Source organism: Pseudoalteromonas sp. (assembly GCF_041613455.1).
GTDB lineage: Bacteria > Pseudomonadota > Gammaproteobacteria > Enterobacterales > Alteromonadaceae > Pseudoalteromonas.
The window spans coordinates 25,390-46,735 of sequence record NZ_JBFJHD010000004.1 but is presented as its reverse complement, the minus strand read 5'-3'; the positions used below and the strand labels follow the sequence as shown (position 1 = coordinate 46,735).

Below are 21,346 nucleotides of genomic sequence, written 5' to 3'. Positions count from 1 at the left end.
GTGTCAGCGTTAGCTGCTGCGCTTAGTAATGGATTGACGTACCACGAGCTGTGGCTCAAATAATGTGTGCGTTGGTTGTTCACCCTTATTGTATACCTTACTCAAGATCCAATTTGCCGCCATTTGTCCCATTTCGTTGATGGGGTAATTGATGGTGGTTAGAGGTGGGTAAACATGACGAGTAAAAAAGACATTATCGTAGCCCATAATAGACAGTTGCTCGGGTAATTGTAAACCACACTCTCTGGCCGCTATCATAGCACCGGTGGCCATTTCGTCATTAGCACAAATCAATGCACTAAACTGCGTTGTAGAACGATGTAATTGTAAAAAGCCCTGATAACCACTGTCTTCCATAAAGTCACCTTGATATAACAGCGATTCATCAAAACGGCTCCCATACTCACTTAGCGCTAGTTTATGGCCGGCAAGGCGATCTTTGGCATCTGCTTTCCATAATGGTCCGCTAATATAAGCGATATCACGATGGCCTTGCTCAAGTACATGCTGAGTAGCTAAGTAGCCGCCTTTGCGGTTATTTAATATTATACAACGGTCTGCTAGTGCTGGGATCAGCCGATTGAGCAATACAAACGGGGTCGGGCCCTTACTCAGTGCAATCAGGTAGTCATCAGAAACGGCTTCAACATGCAAAATTAAGCCGTCACAGTTGCGACTAATTAAAAACTCGATGCCCTGTTGTTCACGCTCTGCATTACTGTGGCCAGCTGCAATAATGACGTGCTTACCTTGATTACGAAATGAGTTTTCGATGCCACTCATCATCGGGCCATAAAATGGACCATGCAGTTCAGACACTAATAGCCCTACACTGTTAGAGCAATTAGTGGCCAGCGACTGCGCAATGGAATTAGGACGATAACCGAGTTCTGTCATCGCTAAAGTGACTTTCTCACGGGTCGCATCACTGACATTTTTGTTGTTATTCATTACTCTTGACACGGTTGCCAGTGAAACCCCTGCAAGTTTTGACACCTCATAAATGGTGGCCATACTGTTCCTTTTTAATATTACTTCTGTTCGCTAAGTCAGAGGTGATTTGTTGCACCGCGTTATTATCGAGCAGATAGTGCCTCATGATCAAGGCGACTATTACGCTACCTATGGCGGGGTAAAGGGTAAACGAGGTTAAAATGCCATGTTGAGTAGCTTCGCTAAGCTCGGTATTGGCTTGATAACCGTAATAGGCGAGTAACCATCCCGCTATTGCGCCGCCTAATGCTAAGCCCATTTTAATGAAAAATACCACACTTGCGTAAACCAGTCCTGTTAAACGTTGACCATTTTGCCATTGCCCGTAATCAATTGCATCGGCCATTTTCGCCCACAGCAGTGGGGTGGCCATTTGCGTAAAGAAACACCATAAAAAATACACCATAAACGCCATTATCAGTTGCTCGCCAGTCAGCCAAAAGGCAATACAGCTAATAGCGGCAGAAATGTACTGTAAATAGATATAAGCGGTTTTTTTATCTATGCGTTTGCTTAGAGGTTGCGCGCAGGCGCAGCCTAAAATATTGCCTATCATGCCAAGCGTTATAAACTCAGTGACTAAGTGACCCACGCCAAGTACATCTTTTACGTAATAAATGGCTAATGTGGTCCGCAGTACCATGCTGGTTAGCAGCATTAGCGCGGCAGCACAGAGAATGCGAAACGGACCATTTTGCCATAAGGTAGCCATTTGTGCTTTCATATTGAGTGTGTGTTGCTGTGGGGCCACGACGCGCTCTTTGGTAAAACGAAAGCAGACTAAAAATAACCCTACGCCTAAACAGCTCATAGCAACCATAGTGAGCTGATAACCCAAGGCGTTATTACCGCCCCCTAACCACGCCACCAGTGGTAAAGTACAGCTAGTTACTAGTAGCCCACCCAGCATGCCAAATACAAAGCGGTAAGATTGAATTGATACACGTTCGTTAGGATCGCGGCTTAACACTCCCCCCAGTGCAGAGTAAGGAATATTTATCGCGGTATAAACCAGCATTAACAGTGTGTAAGTTGCAAACGCGTAAATAATTTTACCGTTGGGGCTTAAATCGGGAGTGGTAAAAGTAATCACACTAATGATGCCAAATGGTAAGGCTAACCACAGCAGATAGGGACGGTAACTGCCATATTGAGTGCGTGTAGCATCGGTGAGGGCCCCCATTAACGGATCGGTGATCGCGTCGATAATGCGTACCACTAAAAACAGCGTGCCAACCACTGCCGGCGATATCCCAAAAATATCGGTATAAAAAAACGTTAAAAACAACATCACAGTTTGAAAAATAATATTGCTGGCCGTATCGCCTAAGCCATAGGCTATTTTTTCTTTTTTAGTTAGCATGGTTGGCACTCATTATTATTTTTTACGTTGTTTGAGTAGCGCGCGATACTGCTTTGCGCTTTGCTTTAATATACGTTTTTGCGTTGCATACTCTACATAAACTAAACCAAAGCGTTTGTTATAGCCATAAGCCCACTCAAAGTTATCCATTAAACTCCATGCAAAATATCCCTGTACATTAACACCTTGCTCAACGGCTGCGTGCACGGCATTAAGGTGAGTATGGAAGTAATCTACCCGCTCGATATCTTCTACGCAGCCCTCTGTTAAGGTATCGGCCATCGCTGCGCCATTTTCAGTGATATACACCTTAGGCAATTGATACTGCCGATGCAGCGACAGCAACAACTCCGTTAGGCCCTGGGGGTAAACTTCCCAGCCCATATCGGTTACTGGCACATTTTTTAGCTCAGCTTCAGCAAACCAATTATCAGCAGTGCGGCTATAGTGAATTCGGGTGTAGTAATTGACGCCAATAAAATCAACTTTTTCACTGATGATTGCCATATCATTATCGCCAATAACAGGTTTTACGGTATCACTGAGTTGATTGAGCAGCGCGGGATAGGCACCGGTTAATATGGCCTTGATATACCATTGATTATGGTATTGCTCAGCCAACATAGCAGCGTGCTCATCCGCCTTCGTTAATGGATAGCTTGGGCTAAAGTTAAGTACAATACCGGCTTCTACGTCGGGGCAATTTTTGCGTAATACTTGCATGGCAAGACCATGAGCAAGTAATAAATGATGCGCTGCTTGACGGCCCGCTTGCTGGCTTTTTATGCCCGGCGCATGCACGCCAATTTCATAACCTAAATAGGCACTGCAAAAGGGTTCGTTGAGGGTGGCATAAGAATCGACTAGCCCATCGAGCTCACGGCTAACTACATCGGTGTAGTCAGCAAACGCCTGCGCTGTATCGCGGTTTAACCAGCCACCTTGATCTTCTAAATGCTGGGGCAAATCCCAATGGTATAAAGTAACAAAGGTTTTTATGTTTCGTGCCTTTAACGCCTTGAGTAAATTACGGTAAAAGTCGACTCCCTGCTGATTTATACTGCCATCTTGATGCAGCACCCGCGACCAAGCAATAGAAAGCCGATACGCGTCCACCGCTAGGTCGGCAATCATAGCTACATCCTGCTGCCAGTATTTCACGTGTTCACAGGCGTTATCGCCGTTAGAGTTATCTGCAATGCTATGCGGTTGCTGGCAAAAGGTATCCCAAATACAGGGTAGTCGAGTATCGCGCGCCCCTTCAATTTGAAAAGAGGCCGTTGCCACACCAAAAATAAACGGTTGTGCTAATAACGGTGAGGAGGCTGGAAGCGAAATGGTTTTAAACACAATGATTTCCTTAAGCTATTAGCAGTTATGCCGTTTACTGCAAAATGCAGGGTAGCAAAGAGTGAACCTGCCATTAATGTAAGCGGCTGCAATTATTATGTAAATAAATTGCTAATTTTTGTTTGTATGCTATAAATGTAAGCGCTTACATTTAATGTTGCAACTAATATTTAAATTTAACACCAGCAAAAAGCAGTTTAATAGCAGTATCAAAACTGAACATCAGCAAAAATTAGAGATTATATTATGGCAAATATTACAGAACCTTTAGCGGTAAACGAAAATGGCCAACAACCGATAGCGCGCAATACCTTTGCGCTCACTTCATTAACGACACTCTTTTTTATGTGGGGGTTTATTACCTGCTTAAACGATATTTTGATCCCCTATTTAAAGGGCATGTTTTCATTAAATTACACGCAAGCGATGTTAGTGCAGTTTTGTTTCTTTGGTGCGTATTTTGTGATGTCGATTCCGGCAGGCAAGCTGGTCAGTAAAATCGGTTATCAATTTGGTATTGTGGTGGGGCTGGTTGTGGCCGCGCTGGGTTGTGCGCTTTTTTATCCTGCCGCAGAAGCCCACCTGTATGAATTGTTTTTGCTCGCCTTATTTGTACTGGCTTCGGGTATTACTATTTTACAAGTGTCGGCGAACCCTTATGTGAGTGTGTTGGGGCCGGCTAAAACCGCTTCTTCACGATTAACCATGACCCAAGCATTTAACTCATTAGGCACCACAGTAGCGCCGCTGCTAGGGGGCTGGCTTATTCTCAGTGAAGTGAGCCAAGCAACCGCCGAGCAAGTTAAATTTCCATACTTAATGTTAAGCCTCAGCTTACTAGTATTAGCGGTTGTTTTTTCATTTTTAAAACTGCCAAAGCTGGGTAAAACCAGCGATACACCGGTTGAAAACCAACCGCTGGATGGCTTTGTTGACTTAGGCAGTGTATGGCAATACCGCCACCTTATTTTGGGCGCGGTGGGTATTTTTGTTTACGTCGGCGCTGAAGTGGCGATTGGCAGTTTCTTGGTAGGTTTCTTAACGCTAGATGATATCGCCGGCTTAAGTGAACAGCAAGCCGCGCATTATATTAGTTATTACTTTGCCGGCGCGATGATTGGTCGTTTTGCTGGAGCGGCGATAATGCAAAAGCTAAACGCTGCTAAAGTATTAGCCTGCCATGGCATATTAGCTATGGTACTGGTTTTTACCGCCATGACAGGGCAAGGCGCGTTGGCTATGTGGGCTATTTTATTGGTGGGGTTATGTAACTCAATTATGTTCCCGACCATTTTTAGTTTAGCGCTACAAGGCCTCGGCAAGTACACCTCACAAGGTTCAGGTATTTTATGTTTAGCCATTGTCGGTGGCGCGATTATTCCATTATTACAAGGCGTATTAGCCGATAATGTCGGTGTGCAGCTGGCACTCGTGTTGCCTATTGGCTGCTATTTATATATTACCTATTTTGCGCTTTTTGGTGCAAAAGCAACAACCCAAACTCGTCCATAAAATTAAGGTAGACATAATGAAAATTAACACCCCCTTCAGCGTTTCTGCATTATTACTCGCCGTCATGGCGAGTGTGGGTTGCTCACAGCAACCAGCAGACACCACGGTGAATACAGCGACAAAAAGCGCAATTTGGCCAACCATAACTACGGGCATTAAAGACGACGCTGAGATGGAGCAAAAAATTGCTACTATGCTCAGCGAAATGACCTTAGAGCAAAAAATTGCGCAAATGATCCAGCCAGAAATTCGTAATATTACGGTTGAAGATATGCGTAAATATGGCTTTGGCTCCTATCTTAATGGCGGCGGTGCGTTTCCTAATAATAATAAGCATGCGAGCGCCGCAGATTGGATTGATTTAGCCGAAAAGCTCTATCAGGCCTCGATAGATGACTCGCTTGATGGCAGCACCATTCCTACTATGTGGGGCACTGATGCGGTACACGGCCATAATAATGTGATTGGCGCGACGTTATTTCCGCATAACATTGGCTTAGGGGCGGCAAATAACCCGGCATTAATTGAAAAAATAGCGGCAGCGACTGCTAAAGAAGTCATGGTAACCGGTATTGATTGGGTATTTGCCCCTACGGTTGCGGTGGTGCGCGATGATCGCTGGGGACGCACCTATGAAGGCTACTCAGAAGATCCAGAAATAGTAAAAGCATACTCAGTAGCCATCGTGAAGGGCTTGCAAGGCGCAGTAGATAAAGACTTTTTATCGCAACAGCGAGTGATCAGCACCGTAAAACACTTTTTAGGTGATGGCGGTACGCAAGGTGGTGATGATCAAGGTAATAACATTGATACCGAGCAGCAGTTATTTGAGCTTCACGCGCAAGGTTATGTTGGCGGCTTAAGCGCCGGTGCACAAACCGTCATGGCGTCATTTAATAGCTGGCATGGTGAAAAAATTCATGGCAGCAAATATTTATTAACGGATGTATTAAAAGGCAAAATGGGCTTTGACGGTTTTGTTGTCGGTGATTGGAACGGTCACGGGCAGGTTGCAGGGTGCGACAATGGTAACTGTGCACACGCTGCAAACGCGGGCTTAGATGTATATATGGCGCCCGATGAATGGCAGCCGCTGTATTATAATTTAATTGCTCAAGTGAATAGCGGTGCAATCCCACAAAGCCGCATTGATGATGCGGTTACCCGTATTCTCAGAGTAAAAATGCGTGCCGGCTTGTTTGATAAGCCGAGCCCTGCAAATCGTCCTTTGTCGGGTAAAACCGAGGTGATAGGCAGTGCCGAGCATCGCGCGATTGCAAAACAAGCGGTGCGTGAGTCGTTAGTACTACTAAAAAACAAACAGCAACTACTGCCATTGTCAGCAAATACTAAGGTATTAGTGGCAGGGCAAGGTGCCGATAACATTGGTATGCAGTCGGGTGGTTGGAGTGTGACTTGGCAGGGCACGGGAAATAAAAACAGCGACTTTCCGGGAGCCACTTCAATTTATGCTGGTATTAAACACACCGTAGAGCAAGCGGGTGGACAGGTAAGCTATGATTTAAACGGTGAATTTACCAACCGCCCCGATGTCGCTATTGTGGTGTTTGGCGAGCAGCCTTATGCCGAAGGCAATGGCGATGTTGATAATCTTGAATACCAACGCGGTAATAAAACCGACTTGGCGTTATTACGTAAATTTAAAGACGCCGGTATTCCGGTGGTATCGTTATTTATTAGTGGTCGTCCGATGTGGGTCAATGCTGAGCTCAATGCCAGTGATGCCTTTGTTGCGGTGTGGTTACCGGGCACCGAAGGCGATGCGATTAGCGACGTATTATTTAAACAGCCCGATGGCTCTATCAACTATGACTTTAGTGGTAAGTTGTCATTTTCTTGGCCAAATAACCCGATTGATAACGAAAATCGCGGCGACGAAAACTACGCGCCATTACTCCCTTATGGCTTTGGTTTAAGTTACGGGCAAAGCAACGTGCTGGGTGATGACCTAACCGAAACAACGCAGCATAGCCAGCAGCTTGATGATTTAGTGTTATTTGAACGGGCTATAAAAGCCCCCTGGTCGCTGCTACTACAAAGTGGTGAACAGCAAAAAAACATGGATAGTAGCCGCGTAAATGTTGGGGCGATTAGCGTACATACGTTTGATAAAAATGTGCAAGAAGATGCCCGCGCGATTCGCTTTAGCGGGGCTGAATTAGCCGCACTGAATTTACAAGCTGCGTTTCCTGCTGATCTACGTGCGTATGTTGAGCAAGGTGGACAATTGCAAATGCAAATCAAAGTAGATAAAGCCGCCAGCGCTCCATTATGGCTCGCTATGCAATGTGGTGATAGCTGCCAAGGTCAGCTTGATATCACTGAGCAGCTACTACAAGGCGGTGAGTGGCACATGTTATCAGTTGATTTAAACTGTTTTGCACAGCAAGGTGTTGATTTAGCTAAGGTGTTTATACCGTGGCAGTTAAGCACACAAGGCGCTTGGCAGCTATCAATTGCAAAACTAGCAATTACCACAGAGCCCGCAGAAAACGCTTTAACCTGTCAGTAACGGTGTAATTAACTGGGTGCCAACGCCATGTTGCCACCCAGTTAATTTCCGCTTAATGAGTGGCAGGCAGGGGGGGGGGTAATAAGTAATGATTTTGCGCCATAAGCCAGAGCTTGCTTTGCCGCCGTGCTCTAAAAATACCGCTTCACCCTGTTGTTGCTTTACTCGTGGGTGATTCAAATCAATATGCTCTAGCAAGGATAGTGTGGGGATACCTTGATTGTATTGGCTTTGCAGGCCGCTTAAAAACGGTTGGCGCTGCATGCTTAATTTAACCGCTTACAAGGCAGTGCTATCAAGTTAATTTATGGTCAAGGTTAATAGAGTTTGGTCATTATTAACTTGGCCGAGGGCATACTAATAGGGGGAGTATATCACTGCTTTTTATTCTATATTGTTGTTTAATTGTCATATTATTAGGTAACAATCAATGTATGAAATGGCTACAATTAATAGTGTGTTGTCACCATGTAAAAGCGAAGGAGTAGGCTAAATGAATAGTATTAAGGTAGCAGCTGAGCAAATGGCTCCGTCAAAAGTGGTGTGTGTAGGGCGTAACTACACCGCGCATATTGCAGAGTTAAATAATGAGTTGCCAGAGCAAATGGTGCTATTTAATAAGCCTAACAGTGCAATAGGCACACAGCTGTTAGCAACGCATAACAATGATGTGCTGCATTACGAAACCGAACTATGCTTTGTAGTAAAAAACAAGCGCTTGGTCGGTATTGGGTTGGGGCTCGATTTAACGAAACGCGAAGTGCAGGCTAAGTTAAAAAACAAAGGCTTGCCGTGGGAGCGAGCAAAAGCGTTTGATGGTTCGGTGTTATTTACGCCGTTTGTTGAGCTTAGTGATGACATGCAGCACTTTAGCTTTGAGCTAACAATAAATCAGCAGCTTATACAGCAAGGCAATAGCGATTTTATGTTGCACACACCAGCACAGATACTAGCGGAAATAACTGACTTTATGCACTTAGAAGATGGTGATGTGATTATGACCGGCACCCCCGCCGGGGTTGGCGAAGTAACAGCGGGCAGTGTGTTTAGTGTGACGCTTTACGCCAATGAACAATGCATATTAACTCATCAGTGGCGAGCACAATAATCTGGCCAATAAAAGTGCAGCTAGGCAATAGCTGCACTGTAACTTTAAAGTTTTTTTAGCTAACGCGTAGTTGCTTAATATGGCATGGGGTGATCGCGAAAAATACTATTTATAGCAGCAAGGATTTCAGCGCTTAGGGTAATATTAAACGCGCCAATGTCTTCTTTTAGCTGCGCCATAGAGGTGGCACCAATAATGGTAGAGGTGACGCCATCGACTTGATTACACCACGCTAGGGCAAGCTCTGCGGGAGTTAAATTGTGGGCGTGAGCGAGCGCTACGTATTGCTTAATGGCTTGTTGCGCATGAGGAGTGTCGCGAAAAATACCGTTACGCTGCATAAAGGTCCAACGCGTTCCTGCAGGGCGTGCACCGTTTAAATACTTACCGGTTAATGAGCCTGCCGCCAGCGGTGACCAAGGTAAATAGGCGACGTCTTCATGCACACATTGCTCGACTAAATACGGCCAATCTTTGGCGTGCACTAGGCTAAACTCGTTTTGAACTGACACCATGCGCGGTAGATTATGCTGTTTCGCTAACGTTAAAAACTGGCTAATTCCCCAAGGCGTGTCGTCTGACAGGCCACAGTGTTTTATTTTTCCCGCATTTACACAGTCGTTTAAGCCTTCAAGAATGTCGAGCATATTGGCCGTTTGCTGTTGCGTATCTACCTCGGTAAATTTAAGCATGCCGGGCCATTGCTTGGCAAAGTGGGGAGTAGCGCGGTTAGGCCAATGTAACTGATACAAATCAATGTAGTCAGTTTGCAGCCGCTTTAGTGACTCATCCACAGCAGCAATCACGGTTTGTCGAGTGATATCACTGCCATCGCGGATCCACTCTAAACCATTGCCGGCAATTTTAGTGGCCAGCACAATATCGCTGCGTTTATCTTGATTACGGGCTAACCAGTTGCCAATAATTTGCTCGGTTTTACCATAGGTGTCGGGTGAGGGAGGCACCGCGTACATTTCAGCGGTATCAATAAAGTTTACACCGTGATCAAGTGCATAGGCTATTTGCTCATCGGCGTCACGTTGCGTATTTTGTAAACCCCATGTCATACTACCTAAGCAGACTCGAGAAACGTTTACACCACTGCTACCTAGTGGGTTGTATTGCATGAAAGCTCCTTAGTTTACTGGCTTATTATTGGGCGTATTGTTGTATCGCAGATAACAGCGGTTCGCTAATGGGCGCTTTTTTACCGCTTTGAAAATCAAACATCACGACTTGCGAGCTGCCGGTGGTGGTAATGGTATTTTGTGCGTGGCTAAACACGCTGTAGTTCATCATAAAGCGATCCGTTTTAATATCGCTGATGGTCACGCCTACCGTCAAGGTGTCGGGAAACGTTACTGGACGCTTATAGCGAATCGTATTTTCGCTGATCACCGGACCCACACCGTTACTGCTAATGGTATCAAACAAATTTATTTTAGTTAAAAAGTCGATGCGCGCTACTTCAAAGTAGCGTAAATAAACCACATTATTGACGTGCTGTAGGGCATCCATATCCCCCCACGCAACGGTAATATCGGTATGAATAGGGTGTTGATCTTTAAACGTTTGCATACACTTATCGTCCTTTGCTTTAAAGTCGTTAGGTTAGCAATATGCGCCAGCCACCTCAAGATAATTAAAATGCTTCAACCGCGCTGCACTAGGCGCTCAACGCTATTATTAACTTATATTAGGGTTGCTAATTAATAGCGATGCCATAATAATGGCTGTATAAATAAACAGTTGTTATGCGGTGATGAAAAAGTTTATTCATATAGACATGGACTGCTTTTATGCGGCGGTAGAAATGCGCGACAACCCTGCGTTGGCGAACGTACCCTTGGCGATAGGGGGCAATAGCCGTCGTGGGGTGCTGTCTACAGCCAATTACCTTGCCAGAGAATATGGTGTGCGCTCGGCGATGTCGAATTATCGGGCTAAACAACTGTGCCCGCATTTAGTAATAGTGCCGGGGCGCATGGCGGTTTATAAGCAGATATCACAGCAAATTCGCGCGGTATTTAGCCGTTATACCGATTTAATTGAGCCGTTATCCTTGGATGAAGCTTACCTTGATGTTACTCAAAGTACTGCTTGCAAGGGGAGCGCTACGCTTATTGCTGAGCAAATTCGTGCCGACATTTTTAATACCACCGGATTGACTGCTTCGGCGGGCATTGCGCCGATTAAATTTATTGCCAAAATTGCCAGCGATGAAAATAAACCCAATGGCCAGTTTGTGGTATTGCCCGAACAAGTAGATGCCTTTTTAGCGCAGTTACCGCTGGGTAAAATTCCCGGGGTGGGTAAAGTCACGCTTGAAAAGCTGAACTTAAAGGGATTGTATACCGGCCAAGATGTACGCGAAAAAGGCGTGACTTGGATGCAGCAGCATGTAGGTAATTTTGGCGTGTCGTTATATCAAAAGTGCGCGGGTGAACATATAGGCCGAGTGTCTACTGAGCGGGTGCGTAAATCGCTCAGCGTTGAGCATACCTACGAGTACAATAAAACCAGTTTACACGAGTGCCTCGCGCAATTGCCTTCGTTACTTGAAGAATTAACCACGCGGCTGCATAAGCAACAACTACAACAGCAAATCAATAAACTGAGTGTTAAAGTGAAGTTTGCCAATTTTGTGGTGACCTCGGCTGATCAGGCTTACCACCAACTAGACGCCGCAGTCTTTAGCCAATTACTCACTAAAGCGTATCAACGTGGGCTGCAACAACCGGTACGGTTGTTGGGCATTGGCGTGGGCATAAAAAATCAACCAGAGCATAATTTACAACTCAGCATACTGGATGTGTAAACGCTGTAGCCCCATGTTGCCAGTACCGGTAAGCAAAAGCGCCTCGCTTATCGCAGCTTGCTGGTTTTCAATAGGCAAATAATTGATAATAAGCACTGATGTTTTTAATAGGACCTTTATTTATGGCATACCCCAAAGCAGTAGTGGCTCAGCCAGTGAGCGCTAGCCTTGCATGCACCGCACATGACGCACTCATTATCATCAGTGATGACTTTTCGCAATTAGCTAATAACCCATTACGCGATGCGATTACAGCACACGCAAAAGTAGATTCTCGTATTGGTAACCAAGTAACATTATTAGTGATTGAAAATAAGCGGGTAATTTTGGCGCCAACCGGGCCATTAAATAGAGATTACGACGACGTACGCCGTTATTTTGATGCTGCAAAGCTTGCCATAAATGAAGCGAAAGCATCGGGCAGTGTTAACCCTGCAATTTACTTACCGAATATAAATGCCGACAGCCGGTATCAGCATGCGCTTGAAGTGGCTTTTTTAGGTGCCTGCCAAGCCTTGTGGCAACCACTTGAAGCGCGCGAGCACCACGGCGTAGCGATTGAGCCTATTACTCAAATTGGGGTAGTGGGAGCTACAGAGCAAACAGTGAAAGCCGTGAATGCATTGGCTGCAGGGCAATATGCCGCGCGTGACTTATGTGGTACTGAGCCTGAGCGTATGGCGCCCCCGCGTTTTGCTGACTACTGTGTTGATTTATTTAACGGCTCAAGCGTCGCGGTTGAAGTGATTGACGACTTAGCGGCGATTGATAAAAACTACCCAATGTTAAGCACGGTAGCGCGCGCCTCGTACGCGGTTGAGCGTCATCACCCACGGGTTGTAAAGCTGGAATATGTGCCACAAGGCGAGGTTACTCGTACCCTAATGTTTGTGGGTAAAGGTTTGGTTTACGATACCGGCGGTGCAGATTTAAAAGTGGGCGGCTATATGGCGGGCATGAGCCGCGATAAAGGCGGCGCGGCGTCGGTGGCAGGCTTTATGAAAGCGGTGGCTGACTATCAACCGAAAGGCGTTAAAGTGATTGCGTATTTAGCGGTAGTGCGTAACTCGATTGGCTCAGACTGTTTTGTTCCCGATGAAATTATTACTAGCCGCGAAGGTGTGCGAGTGCGCATTGGTAATACCGATGCCGAAGGGCGTTTAGCAATGGGCGACTTACTTAGCGAAATGAAAGACTTAGCTAAAAACGAAATAAACCCCACGCTGTTTACCGTGGCTACTTTAACCGGCCATGCCGCCCGTGCAATGGGGCCTTATGGAGCCTACGTTGAAAATGGCCCGGCACGCAGTGCGAATATATCGCGCCAGCTTGCCGATTGTGGTGATTTATGGGCCGATGGCGCCGAAGTGTCGCGCTCTCGCCGTGAAGATTACGACTTTGTAAAACCGCGCACCTTAGCCGACGATGTACTGTCAAGTAACAATGCTGCTTCAGCAGTAACGGCGCGCGGGCATCAATTCCCGATGGCGTTTTTAGCGATTGTGGGTGGCTTAGATAAACACGGCAACGATTCAAGCCTGCCGTTACCGTATGTGCATATGGATATTGCCGGCAGTGGCGTTGAAGGGGGCGATTGGCAACATGGTAAACCAACCGCCGCGTCAGTTAGCAGTTTATTCGCGCATTACTGTTTGTAAGTAATCGTAACTAATAAAAAAGCCCTGAATTATCAGGGCTTTTTTGTATTTATAGATTATTATTTAACTGCAAAATGACGGTTAAAGAAGTTAGTAATGGTTTGGTGTAAGTGCGTTTGCACTTGCTTACCGCGCAGACTGTGCTTAGAGCCTGGGTAGGTCATCATTTCAAACTCTTTATTGGTATCTTGTAATTGTTTAAATAACTTAGTGGCGTGGGTAAACAACACGTTATCGTCGGCCATACCATGGTAAATCATCAGCGGGCCTTTTAAGCCGTCACTATACGGGAATACCGCACTGTCGTGATAGCCTTTAGCATTGCTTGCCGGATGACCTAAATAACGCTCAGTATAATGGGTGTCGTACAATGCCCAATCGGTTACCGGAGCGCCCGACACACCCGCTTTAAAGTAGTCACCAGCTTTAAACATGGTCATTAATGCCATATAGCCGCCATAGCTGTGACCATAAATACCAATCCGTTCGGGATCAACATACTCTAAGGTGCGTAAAAACTCGACGCCCGTTATTTGGTCGGCCACTTCAACTACACCTAAGTGTTTGTAAATGGCATCTTCAAACTGTTTACCACGATTGTACGAGCCACGGTTATCGAGTTGAAAAATGACGTAGCCTTGTTGCGCCATGTACTGAAAGTATAGGTTTTTACTGCGCCAGCTGTTGGTTACGCGCTGTGCGTGTGGTCCGCCATACACGTTCACAATAACCGGGTGCTTTTTCCCATTAGCCATATTGCTTGGCTTAAATAAGCGGTAATGCATTACTTGGCCATCGTCAGCTTTTAGCGTGCCGTATTCAGGCTCGGCCAAATCGCTTAAATAAGGCGTTAATGGGTGGCTGTTATCGAGCTTGTTTTCTTCTAGCCAAGTAATAAACTCGCCGTTAATTTTACGCAGCGCCGCAGCATTAGGCTTATTCACCGCTGAGCTATTATCAATAAAGGTTTTATTATCTTTGGCAAGTACCACATCATGGTACTGGCCTAACTTGGTAATACGCTTTAGCTCGCCTTTTTTATAAAGGGGCGCACTGTATAAATGGCTTTCTAGTGGCGTGTCTTTGCGAGCAGAAAAATAAACCAGGCCTTTTTTCTCGTCTATCCCTTGTAACTCGTCAACCACCCAGTCGCCTTGGGTAATTTGCCGTACCAGTTGGCCGTTAGTGCGGTACAAGTATAAATGTTTAAAGCCATCGCGTTCAGAGGCCCACACAAAGTGCTTGTTGTCTTTTAAAAATTCCAGATCAAAATGCAGATTGATCCAGGTATCGCTGTTTTCAGTGAGTGCTACTTTTTGTGTTTTAGTTGCGCTGTTATAAAAGCGCAGCTCTAACGTTTGCTGTGAGCGATTTTGCCATTGATACGACAGCGTTTTGCTGTCTTTTAACCACTTAGCGCGCGCCAGGTAAATATCGTCATCGCTGCCTAAATCAACCCAATCAAGCTGTTGATCATTTAATGACACCACACCGAGTTGTATTTTCACGTTGTTCGTACCGGTAAACGGGTAGCGTTGGTTAAATAGTTTAACTTCGTCGGCGTAAATTTCGTTACGAATAGCTTCTTTTACTGGGCTTTCATCAACCCGTGTAAAGGCAATTTTTGACTCATCGTCAGCCCACCAGTAACCGGTCATGCGGCTCATTTCTTCTTGCGCGACAAATTCGGCCATGCCGTTTTTAATCACTCCGCCGCCATCCTTACTCAGCTGAAGCTCTTTCCCAGAATCAAGCGCTAACGCATATAAATTTTGTTCGCGAATAAACGAGACAAAATTTCCCTTAGGTGAAAAGCGGGCATCGGTTTCAAAGGCGTCGGTATTGGTGAGTTTTTTACTGCTATTGGTGGCTAACTCATAGTAGTAAAGGTCGCCATTGAGTGGAAATAACAACGCTTTACCGTCTTTAGACCATTTGTACTCAAGGATGCCTTTACCAAAAATACGTTGGCGCTCACGGCGCGCTTTTTCTTCATCAGAGAGGTTTTCTGGGCCCGAAAATAGCTTAGCCGAGTCGACTAACAAGCGGTTAGTATTATCTTTTAAGTTGTATTCCCACAGATCGTAGCGGTTGTAGTCATCGGTTTTACCTTGGAGGTAAGTAACGCGACTGCCGTCGGGTGAAAACTTTAATTGTATCGGAGACTTACCCGATAAACTGGGATCGTCAAAAATACGCTCTAAGGTTAAGGGTTTTGCTTGTACACTAACCGCACTGGCTACAAGTGGAATGGCCAACGACAGGTGTTTTATTGTTTTTAGCATAGTGGTGTCTTAGCTTGAATAAAATTGCTTTGATGGTAAAACACAAGCGTGTGCAACTGCAACTAAATGCTATAAAGTAACTTATATTATAGACTAATGAGGTGATGAGTAATGAGCACTCCCGGTTTTGAATTAGCCCCCGAGCTACAGCGCGATTGTATAGAGCTTGCAGATTGGCCACTGTGTAAAGTGCTGCTAATGAATGACAGCCAGTATCCATGGTTTATACTGGTGCCAAGGCAAGCTAATTTAACAGAAATTATCGACCTGTCTGATGAGCAACAAATTGTTTATTTAACAGAGTCTGCTAAGTTAAGTAAGCTGTTAATGAGTGTCTTTACTCCAGATAAACTCAATGTGGCGGCGTTGGGGAATATGGTGCCACAACTACATATTCATCATATTGTGCGCTACAAAACCGATGCAGCGTGGCCGGCGCCGGTATGGGGTAAATTCCCCGCAATCGCTTATACGGATGAACAAATAGCACAGCTAAAAAGTCACTTTTAAGTTAAAAAAGATAAGAGGCATATTATGAAATTAAAATTATCGAGCGTGTACTCTGCACTGTTATGTGTAGCCCTTGTTGCTACTAGTCGTGTTAGCACAGCAACTGAAATTAATGCCGACGCTGTATCACAAATGGCGATTAAAAATATCAGTCAACAGCCTAATCAGGTGTTTACCGGTGGCCAGCCAAGCGCTGAGCAGTTAGCGGTGCTCGCTAAGCTTGGCATTAAGCATGTGATTAATTTACGCCCCGCATCAGAGCAAAGTTTTGATGAGTCGGCAACAGTGCAGCAGTTGGAAATGCAATACCATAGCATACCCGTGGCCGGTGCTAATGATGTGAGCTACGAAAATGCCCAGCAGCTTGCTGAGTTACTTGCTAAATATAATAATGAACCGGTGTTTTTACATTGCGCCAGTAGCAATAGAGTGGGCGCGTTAATTGCTTTAGATGCGCATAAACAAGGCTTGAGCGCAGAGGCCGCAATAGAAAAAGGCCGTCGCTTTGGTTTAACCAGTTTAGCGCCTGTGGTGACACAGTTAATGGCCAGCGAGCAATAATAACTTAGCCAATAACAAAAACGCCGTGATCTAGCATCACGGCGTTTTTTTTCAGTTAACTTTAACTCACTAAGTGACGTTATTTAAGACCTAGTACCGCTTTACCTTGTTTAAAGGTGACATCAACCGGAATATTCGCTTGGCTTAGCTTTGCTAAGTCTTTAGCAAGTTCAGCTTTAATATCGCCGTGAGTGCGAATTAGCGCATCGACTTGTTGATAATCGCCATCACCTTGAATGGTTAAAATTAAGCGTGATAGTTTTTCCATTGCCGCGCTCATCTTTTCCATATTGACCCGGTATAAGCCCGCTTCATTTTTAGAAAACGCGCCTTGTTCAGCAAAGAAGTTAAAGCGGATCATATTGGCTTTGCCGTGAGCACTTGATGCGCCAAACCGCACCGAGCGGAAGATACCCGCCATAAAGGTGGTGTAGTAATCTTCAAGTGTTCCTTCGCTAATTTCGCCTTTTTTAAGCAGTTGCTCAATCATGTACAAGCCTAAAATGTCGGCTTTGCCTTCTTCAAGCGCACTGGCATGCTCTTGCAGTGACTGACGCACAGTGCCTTTACCGGTTAAGGTGTTTTTAATACCTAAGCCGTGCGCCACTTCATGAAACATGGTGTTGGCAAAAAACGCATCAAAGGTAATATGCTTACGTTGCTCAGGAACAATTAGCTGCTCGGCAATCGGCACTAAAATCTTATCAAACTTGGCACGCATGGCATTTTTTAGCTGTAAACGGCGGGTGCCTTTTTCAAGCTGCACTTGCTCGTCATTGGGTAAGTTAATTGCAATGGTTTTACTGCCCGCATTTGAATGACCAGCATAGTAAACAACGTCGTAGGCATTTAAGTCGGCGTCGGACCCCGGGACTTCTTGTTTGTATTTATCATCAACCGGTAGGCCTTTTTGTAGCTCAGGTAAAAAGGCAGCAAATTTAGCGAGGCGCTCGCTCCATGCTAAATCTTTAATTAATACATAAGACTCATAAGCAGCACGGTAGCCAAATAGTTGGTCTTCATAGGTTTCAATAGGACCAATAACCACATCAATAGGGTTATTTTTCATATCCATCCAAGCAAAGTCAGATGCTTGGAAATCATCGTTTTGTAGCGCGTCTGCGCGTAAATTTAAGTAGTTAGCAAACTCTTTATCTTCGGCAAGCTGACTGGCTTCACGTAGTAAATCGGCAGCAGCGGCAAGCTCAGTAGCATATTCTGTGGCATAAGGGACACTGTAAAGCTTGCCTTGCTCGTCACGTTTTATAATAGAATAAAGCCCCGTTTTGTCTGCTATATCGGCTTGGTTTAGCTCTTCTTTAGTGATGTCGGCGGGGTAAAATTGTGCGCCTAAGGCTTTTTCTTTGTAACCCGATAAAAACAGCTGATCACCGTTTAAACGATCCCATGGGCCATAGTTAATATCCGCAAATTTACGTACTTGGTCGTCAGTTAAGTTAGCTAAAAACTGCTGTTTACTGTCACCAAACGCTTGTTGCCAAAATAACTCATCCATAATTTTAGAAGCATCAATTAATTTCGCAACCATGGCCTTTTGATTGTCGGATAAATGCGATAAATCAGTTTCTAAGCTAAAGTCAGTGTAAATATCTAAACGCTGTCTATCGATATTCACTAGGGTAGGGCTTGCGGATTGCGCTGGCTCTGTTTTAACTTGCGGCGCGGCTGTTGATGAAGGAGCTTGCTCTGAGCAAGCGCTAAGGAAAACCACACCTGAGAGTAAAATAGCTTGGCTAATTTTATTTAAATTCATTATTTTGCCTATTAAAAGTAAGTTTTATAATTAAGCGAAGGCACTTATTATTATGACCGTGCTGCCTTTTTGTTGACTGCATTAAAGCAAAACACAGTAGTAAATAGCAAGCGTTAGCCGTTAGTGTGGTAATTTACAGTGAATAACTGGCAAATAAAAAAATAAATTTATATCGTTATGTTAACTTTAGCGATAAATTAGTTAATACTAAATAATTATAGTATTTAACGATTTAAGCTTGGTGTACATATATTTACAGGCCACAAATCAAAGGGATGTTTTATGTCTACAGAAAATGCTTTGCTAACCATCTTAGTTGATAGAATTAATAACGACACATTGGTGCTGCCTACCTTACCGGAAGTGGCCATTAAAGTGCGCCAAGCAGCCGACAGTGATGATGTAAATTTGATACAAATGTCGGATGTGATCTCGCAAGATACAGCGCTTTCAGCGCGCATGATTAAAGTTGCTAATAGCGCGCTAATTGGCCGCAGCGTCAAAGCCTCTAATTTACATCAAGCGGTAACGCGGATTGGTTTGCACCGCATAAAGATGATTGCCACCGCGATGGCAATGGAGCAATTATTTGTATCGAACAATGAGTTAATTAAAAGCTACATGGATAAAGCGTGGAAAAAAACTTTGATAGTTGCCAGCCACTCTATGGCGGTGATGGAGCTGTATTTAAAAAATAATAAGCAAAACTCGTTAAATCGTGATTCAAATATTTTGGCGTCACTAATTTATAATATTGGCGTGTTACCGATTTTAACTGAAGCTGAGCGTCATCATGAAGTATTTGCAAACCCAAGCTTTTTAGCCCATGCAATTCAAAAGCTCAGTGGTAAAGTTGGTGGGTCGATATTAGAAGCGTGGGAATTTCCCGATGAATTTGTTGAGGTGGCAAAAAACTGGGCTAACCCAAGCTACCGGCCAAAAGAAATTAGCTACATTGATTTTATTCGTATTGGCGCTATTTTAGAGGGCACGCTGCAAGTGTCTGATAAATCGGCCGCGCTACAGGTGTATATAAATAAAGGTATTATTCCGTCGCTGGAGCTATTTGGCAGCGATGAATACAACAATTTGGTTGATGACGTTAAAACCATGTTTGATTAGTTTATCGGTTAAATAACAAAAGCACGCTGTTAGCGTGCTTTTTTGTGACTAAACTAATGGCGCACTTACGCTAAATCGTCGGCGTCGCCTAAGCCTTGGGTTAACTCTTCAAGTAATTGCTTAATTTCTTCTGATGCTAAAATAAAGTCGGCATCGAGTTTAACTGCCATATCTTCTTTAGGGATATCGGCATTTTCTTCTTTAAGCGTGTCGGCATAGCTTAACCGTTTAATTGAGCCATCGTTTTGTAGCATAAACTTAACGCGCTCTTGCCAATCAAGGGCTAGTTTCGTGACACGCTTACCGCTTTCAAGGTGCGATTTAACTTCGTCACACGACAAGTCATGGCCTTTGAGTTTAACTTGCGCACCGCTATCATCAGCTTCTTCAAGTTCTGCATCTGAACCAATGGCAAAACCTTCAGGGGTAGTGAAGTTAGTTAGCCAATCAGTTAAAAATACGTCTAAATCGTAGTTTGCAAATGCAGGGACAACCGGTAGCGTACCTAATGATTTACGCAGCAATGCCAGTAATTCTTCGGCTTTATTAAAGCTGCCACTATTAACCACCACCCAGCCATTTTCTTGGTCGATAAACGCAAACTGTAAGCTCGATTTTTTAAATGCTTGCGGCAATAGGGTATGTAAAATATTTTCTTTTAATTCGTCTTTTTCTTTTTTCTTAACCGGGCGATTTTCTTCGGCTTCAATCTGCTCGACTTTTTCCGCAACAAGCTCATTAACAACCGCAGCAGGCAGTACTTTTTCTTCACGTTTTGCGCACACTAAAATACTTTTTTGTGAAAAGTGCGACATGGTTTCACCGTGCTTTCCAAACGCTTTAGTCCAGCCAAATGTAGCCAGTTCTTGGCCCGTACATGGGCGAAATACGTCTTGCTCTAATGCTTTATCGAAATCCTCTTGGGTGTACAAAACATCTTGTTTAAAGCGATAACAAATAAGGTTACTAAACCACATAGCAATACAGATCCATTTAAAAAATTTGCCCAATCATAGCAATAAAATCGTTATCTCGAAACGGCTGATTTAGCTGTGTATAGTTTTAAAGCAACGTGCTTATTGACTGTGGCTCATAACTAGCTATATCGCCGCTACAGATAAAAAGTAAGGCTGTTTCGTCGTGAGGTGAGTTACTTGGTATAGCCCATTGGTACGCAAGGTGATTGCTACCTTAGCATAATGAAATTTATTAATAGTGAGTGACTGTCATGGTGCGGCTATTTTTTCTGTCTGGCTGTGCTAAGGTGACTAGCAAACCTTATTTGACACACTGTAAATTAGCTTAACTAAACATGGCAAACTAGATGACAAAATTTTCTGTTTTAGTATGTGATGATTCCGCCGTAGCCCGTAAACAAGTGATTCGCTGTTTAAATGATTGCATTGCAGCCGATATCCGCCAAGCAGCGACGGGCGTAGAGGCGCTCGCGTTATTAGCTCAGCAGCATTTTGATTTAGTGTGCCTTGATTTAACCATGCCCGAACTAGATGGGGTGCAGGTGCTGGAGCATATCAAGGCAACAAAAAAAGAGTGCTTTGTGTTGATTATTTCGGCAGATGTTCAGCAGCAAATGCAGCAACGTGTGCTGCAATTAGGGGCCATTAACTTTATTGAAAAACCACTGAGCAAAATGAGTTTGCGTCATACATTGCATAAATTTGGCATTTATTAGGGTGTAAGATGAAAAAAAAGACTGTTTTATCTGCTGAGTGAGGGTTGACAGTATAGCTGTTGTTAA

Annotated in this window: 18 protein-coding genes; 9 read left to right on the top strand and 9 right to left on the bottom strand. The window is 44.4% G+C overall.

All coding sequences use genetic code 11. From position 1 onward, the window contains the following. Positions 1 to 9: 9 nt before the first annotated feature. The 3 genes from ABYB02_RS00955 to ABYB02_RS00945 are packed head-to-tail and all read right to left on the bottom strand — an operon-like array spanning position 10 to position 3,706. Entirely contained in the window at positions 10 to 1,014 is a 1,005-nt protein-coding gene (locus tag ABYB02_RS00955; protein ID WP_372760132.1) for a LacI family DNA-binding transcriptional regulator, read from the bottom strand. Beyond that, on the bottom strand, positions 998 to 2,356 hold the full coding sequence (locus ABYB02_RS00950; protein WP_372760130.1) for a glycoside-pentoside-hexuronide (GPH):cation symporter: 1,359 nt from the start codon (positions 2,354 to 2,356) through the stop codon (positions 998 to 1,000). The genes ABYB02_RS00955 and ABYB02_RS00950 overlap by 17 nt, the downstream gene beginning before the upstream one ends. Before the next feature lie 15 nt (positions 2,357 to 2,371). After that, positions 2,372 to 3,706, bottom strand: coding sequence for a GH1 family beta-glucosidase (locus ABYB02_RS00945; RefSeq protein WP_372760128.1), 1,335 nt, complete (start codon positions 3,704 to 3,706; stop codon positions 2,372 to 2,374). Between the two features lie 246 nt (positions 3,707 to 3,952). Here ABYB02_RS00945 and ABYB02_RS00940 point away from each other — a divergent pair, with 246 nt between their 5' ends. Further along, on the top strand, positions 3,953 to 5,218 hold the full coding sequence (locus ABYB02_RS00940; protein WP_372760126.1) for a sugar MFS transporter: 1,266 nt from the start codon (positions 3,953 to 3,955) through the stop codon (positions 5,216 to 5,218). A 16-nt stretch (positions 5,219 to 5,234) separates the two neighbouring features. Further along, the gene (locus ABYB02_RS00935; RefSeq protein WP_372760124.1) at positions 5,235 to 7,751 is read left to right on the top strand and encodes an exo 1,3/1,4-beta-D-glucan glucohydrolase; all 2,517 of its coding nucleotides are present in this window, start codon (positions 5,235 to 5,237) and stop codon (positions 7,749 to 7,751) included. On the opposite strand, the gene ABYB02_RS00930 is transcribed toward ABYB02_RS00935, so the two are convergent. Then, complete coding sequence (locus ABYB02_RS00930; protein WP_372760122.1) at positions 7,737 to 8,015, bottom strand: hypothetical protein; 279 nt, start codon at positions 8,013 to 8,015, stop codon at positions 7,737 to 7,739. The genes ABYB02_RS00935 and ABYB02_RS00930 overlap by 15 nt on opposite strands. Before the next feature lie 229 nt (positions 8,016 to 8,244). Between ABYB02_RS00930 and ABYB02_RS00925 the strand changes: the two genes are divergently transcribed. Next, positions 8,245 to 8,859, top strand: coding sequence for a fumarylacetoacetate hydrolase family protein (locus ABYB02_RS00925; protein ID WP_372760120.1), 615 nt, complete (start codon positions 8,245 to 8,247; stop codon positions 8,857 to 8,859). Between the two features lie 74 nt (positions 8,860 to 8,933). Here ABYB02_RS00925 and ABYB02_RS00920 read toward each other — a convergent pair whose 3' ends face one another. Next, entirely contained in the window at positions 8,934 to 9,986 is a 1,053-nt protein-coding gene (locus ABYB02_RS00920; protein WP_372760118.1) for an aldo/keto reductase, read from the bottom strand. Between the two features lie 25 nt (positions 9,987 to 10,011). Beyond that, positions 10,012 to 10,437: an acyl-CoA thioesterase gene (locus tag ABYB02_RS00915; protein ID WP_372760116.1), complete on the bottom strand. Its 426-nt coding sequence runs from the start codon at positions 10,435 to 10,437 to the stop codon at positions 10,012 to 10,014. A 184-nt stretch (positions 10,438 to 10,621) separates the two neighbouring features. On the opposite strand from ABYB02_RS00915, the gene dinB reads away from it, so the two are divergent. Continuing rightward, positions 10,622 to 11,677 (top strand): DNA polymerase IV, encoded by a 1,056-nt coding sequence (dinB, locus tag ABYB02_RS00910; RefSeq protein WP_372760114.1) that lies wholly within the window; start codon positions 10,622 to 10,624, stop codon positions 11,675 to 11,677. 122 nt (positions 11,678 to 11,799) lie between these two features. Further along, positions 11,800 to 13,335, top strand: coding sequence for a leucyl aminopeptidase family protein (locus ABYB02_RS00905; protein WP_372760112.1), 1,536 nt, complete (start codon positions 11,800 to 11,802; stop codon positions 13,333 to 13,335). Between the two features lie 59 nt (positions 13,336 to 13,394). On the opposite strand, the gene ABYB02_RS00900 is transcribed toward ABYB02_RS00905, so the two are convergent. Continuing rightward, positions 13,395 to 15,620 (bottom strand): DPP IV N-terminal domain-containing protein, encoded by a 2,226-nt coding sequence (locus ABYB02_RS00900; protein ID WP_372760110.1) that lies wholly within the window; start codon positions 15,618 to 15,620, stop codon positions 13,395 to 13,397. Between the two features lie 111 nt (positions 15,621 to 15,731). Here ABYB02_RS00900 and ABYB02_RS00895 point away from each other — a divergent pair, with 111 nt between their 5' ends. Further along, a complete protein-coding gene (locus ABYB02_RS00895) occupies positions 15,732 to 16,130 on the top strand; it encodes an HIT domain-containing protein (protein WP_372760108.1) in 399 nt (132 codons plus the stop codon). Between the two features lie 24 nt (positions 16,131 to 16,154). Continuing rightward, positions 16,155 to 16,691 carry a hypothetical protein gene (locus tag ABYB02_RS00890; RefSeq protein WP_372760106.1) on the top strand — a complete coding sequence of 179 codons (537 nt, stop codon included), beginning with the start codon at positions 16,155 to 16,157 and terminating at the stop codon, positions 16,689 to 16,691. Positions 16,692 to 16,770: 79 nt separating this feature from the next. Here the strand turns inward: ABYB02_RS00890 and ABYB02_RS00885 are convergent, their stop codons facing one another. Next, positions 16,771 to 18,465 (bottom strand): Zn-dependent hydrolase, encoded by a 1,695-nt coding sequence (locus ABYB02_RS00885; protein ID WP_372760104.1) that lies wholly within the window; start codon positions 18,463 to 18,465, stop codon positions 16,771 to 16,773. Positions 18,466 to 18,747: 282 nt separating this feature from the next. Between ABYB02_RS00885 and ABYB02_RS00880 the strand changes: the two genes are divergently transcribed. After that, positions 18,748 to 19,587 carry an HDOD domain-containing protein gene (locus ABYB02_RS00880; protein WP_372760102.1) on the top strand — a complete coding sequence of 280 codons (840 nt, stop codon included), beginning with the start codon at positions 18,748 to 18,750 and terminating at the stop codon, positions 19,585 to 19,587. Between the two features lie 65 nt (positions 19,588 to 19,652). Here the strand turns inward: ABYB02_RS00880 and rdgC are convergent, their stop codons facing one another. Further along, the gene (rdgC, locus tag ABYB02_RS00875; protein WP_372760100.1) at positions 19,653 to 20,564 is read right to left on the bottom strand and encodes a recombination-associated protein RdgC; all 912 of its coding nucleotides are present in this window, start codon (positions 20,562 to 20,564) and stop codon (positions 19,653 to 19,655) included. A gap of 347 nt (positions 20,565 to 20,911) precedes the next feature. Between rdgC and ABYB02_RS00870 the strand changes: the two genes are divergently transcribed. After that, complete coding sequence (locus ABYB02_RS00870) at positions 20,912 to 21,280, top strand: response regulator (protein ID WP_372760098.1); 369 nt, start codon at positions 20,912 to 20,914, stop codon at positions 21,278 to 21,280. Positions 21,281 to 21,346: the final 66 nt, after the last annotated feature.

Coding starts and splice junctions, on each gene's coding strand:
- ABYB02_RS00955 (WP_372760132.1), bottom strand. CDS start 1,014: ATGGCCACCATTTATGAGGTGTCAAAACTTGCAGGGGTTTCACTGGCA.
- ABYB02_RS00950 (WP_372760130.1), bottom strand. CDS start 2,356: ATGCTAACTAAAAAAGAAAAAATAGCCTATGGCTTAGGCGATACGGCC.
- ABYB02_RS00940 (WP_372760126.1), top strand. CDS start 3,953: ATGGCAAATATTACAGAACCTTTAGCGGTAAACGAAAATGGCCAACAA.
- ABYB02_RS00935 (WP_372760124.1), top strand. CDS start 5,235: ATGAAAATTAACACCCCCTTCAGCGTTTCTGCATTATTACTCGCCGTC.
- ABYB02_RS00930 (WP_372760122.1), bottom strand. CDS start 8,015: ATGCAGCGCCAACCGTTTTTAAGCGGCCTGCAAAGCCAATACAATCAA.
- ABYB02_RS00925 (WP_372760120.1), top strand. CDS start 8,245: ATGAATAGTATTAAGGTAGCAGCTGAGCAAATGGCTCCGTCAAAAGTG.
- ABYB02_RS00920 (WP_372760118.1), bottom strand. CDS start 9,986: ATGCAATACAACCCACTAGGTAGCAGTGGTGTAAACGTTTCTCGAGTC.
- ABYB02_RS00915 (WP_372760116.1), bottom strand. CDS start 10,437: ATGCAAACGTTTAAAGATCAACACCCTATTCATACCGATATTACCGTT.
- dinB (WP_372760114.1), top strand. CDS start 10,622: ATGAAAAAGTTTATTCATATAGACATGGACTGCTTTTATGCGGCGGTA.
- ABYB02_RS00905 (WP_372760112.1), top strand. CDS start 11,800: ATGGCATACCCCAAAGCAGTAGTGGCTCAGCCAGTGAGCGCTAGCCTT.
- ABYB02_RS00900 (WP_372760110.1), bottom strand. CDS start 15,620: ATGCTAAAAACAATAAAACACCTGTCGTTGGCCATTCCACTTGTAGCC.
- ABYB02_RS00895 (WP_372760108.1), top strand. CDS start 15,732: ATGAGCACTCCCGGTTTTGAATTAGCCCCCGAGCTACAGCGCGATTGT.
- ABYB02_RS00890 (WP_372760106.1), top strand. CDS start 16,155: ATGAAATTAAAATTATCGAGCGTGTACTCTGCACTGTTATGTGTAGCC.
- ABYB02_RS00885 (WP_372760104.1), bottom strand. CDS start 18,465: ATGAATTTAAATAAAATTAGCCAAGCTATTTTACTCTCAGGTGTGGTT.
- ABYB02_RS00880 (WP_372760102.1), top strand. CDS start 18,748: ATGTCTACAGAAAATGCTTTGCTAACCATCTTAGTTGATAGAATTAAT.
- rdgC (WP_372760100.1), bottom strand. CDS start 20,564: ATGTGGTTTAGTAACCTTATTTGTTATCGCTTTAAACAAGATGTTTTG.
- ABYB02_RS00870 (WP_372760098.1), top strand. CDS start 20,912: ATGACAAAATTTTCTGTTTTAGTATGTGATGATTCCGCCGTAGCCCGT.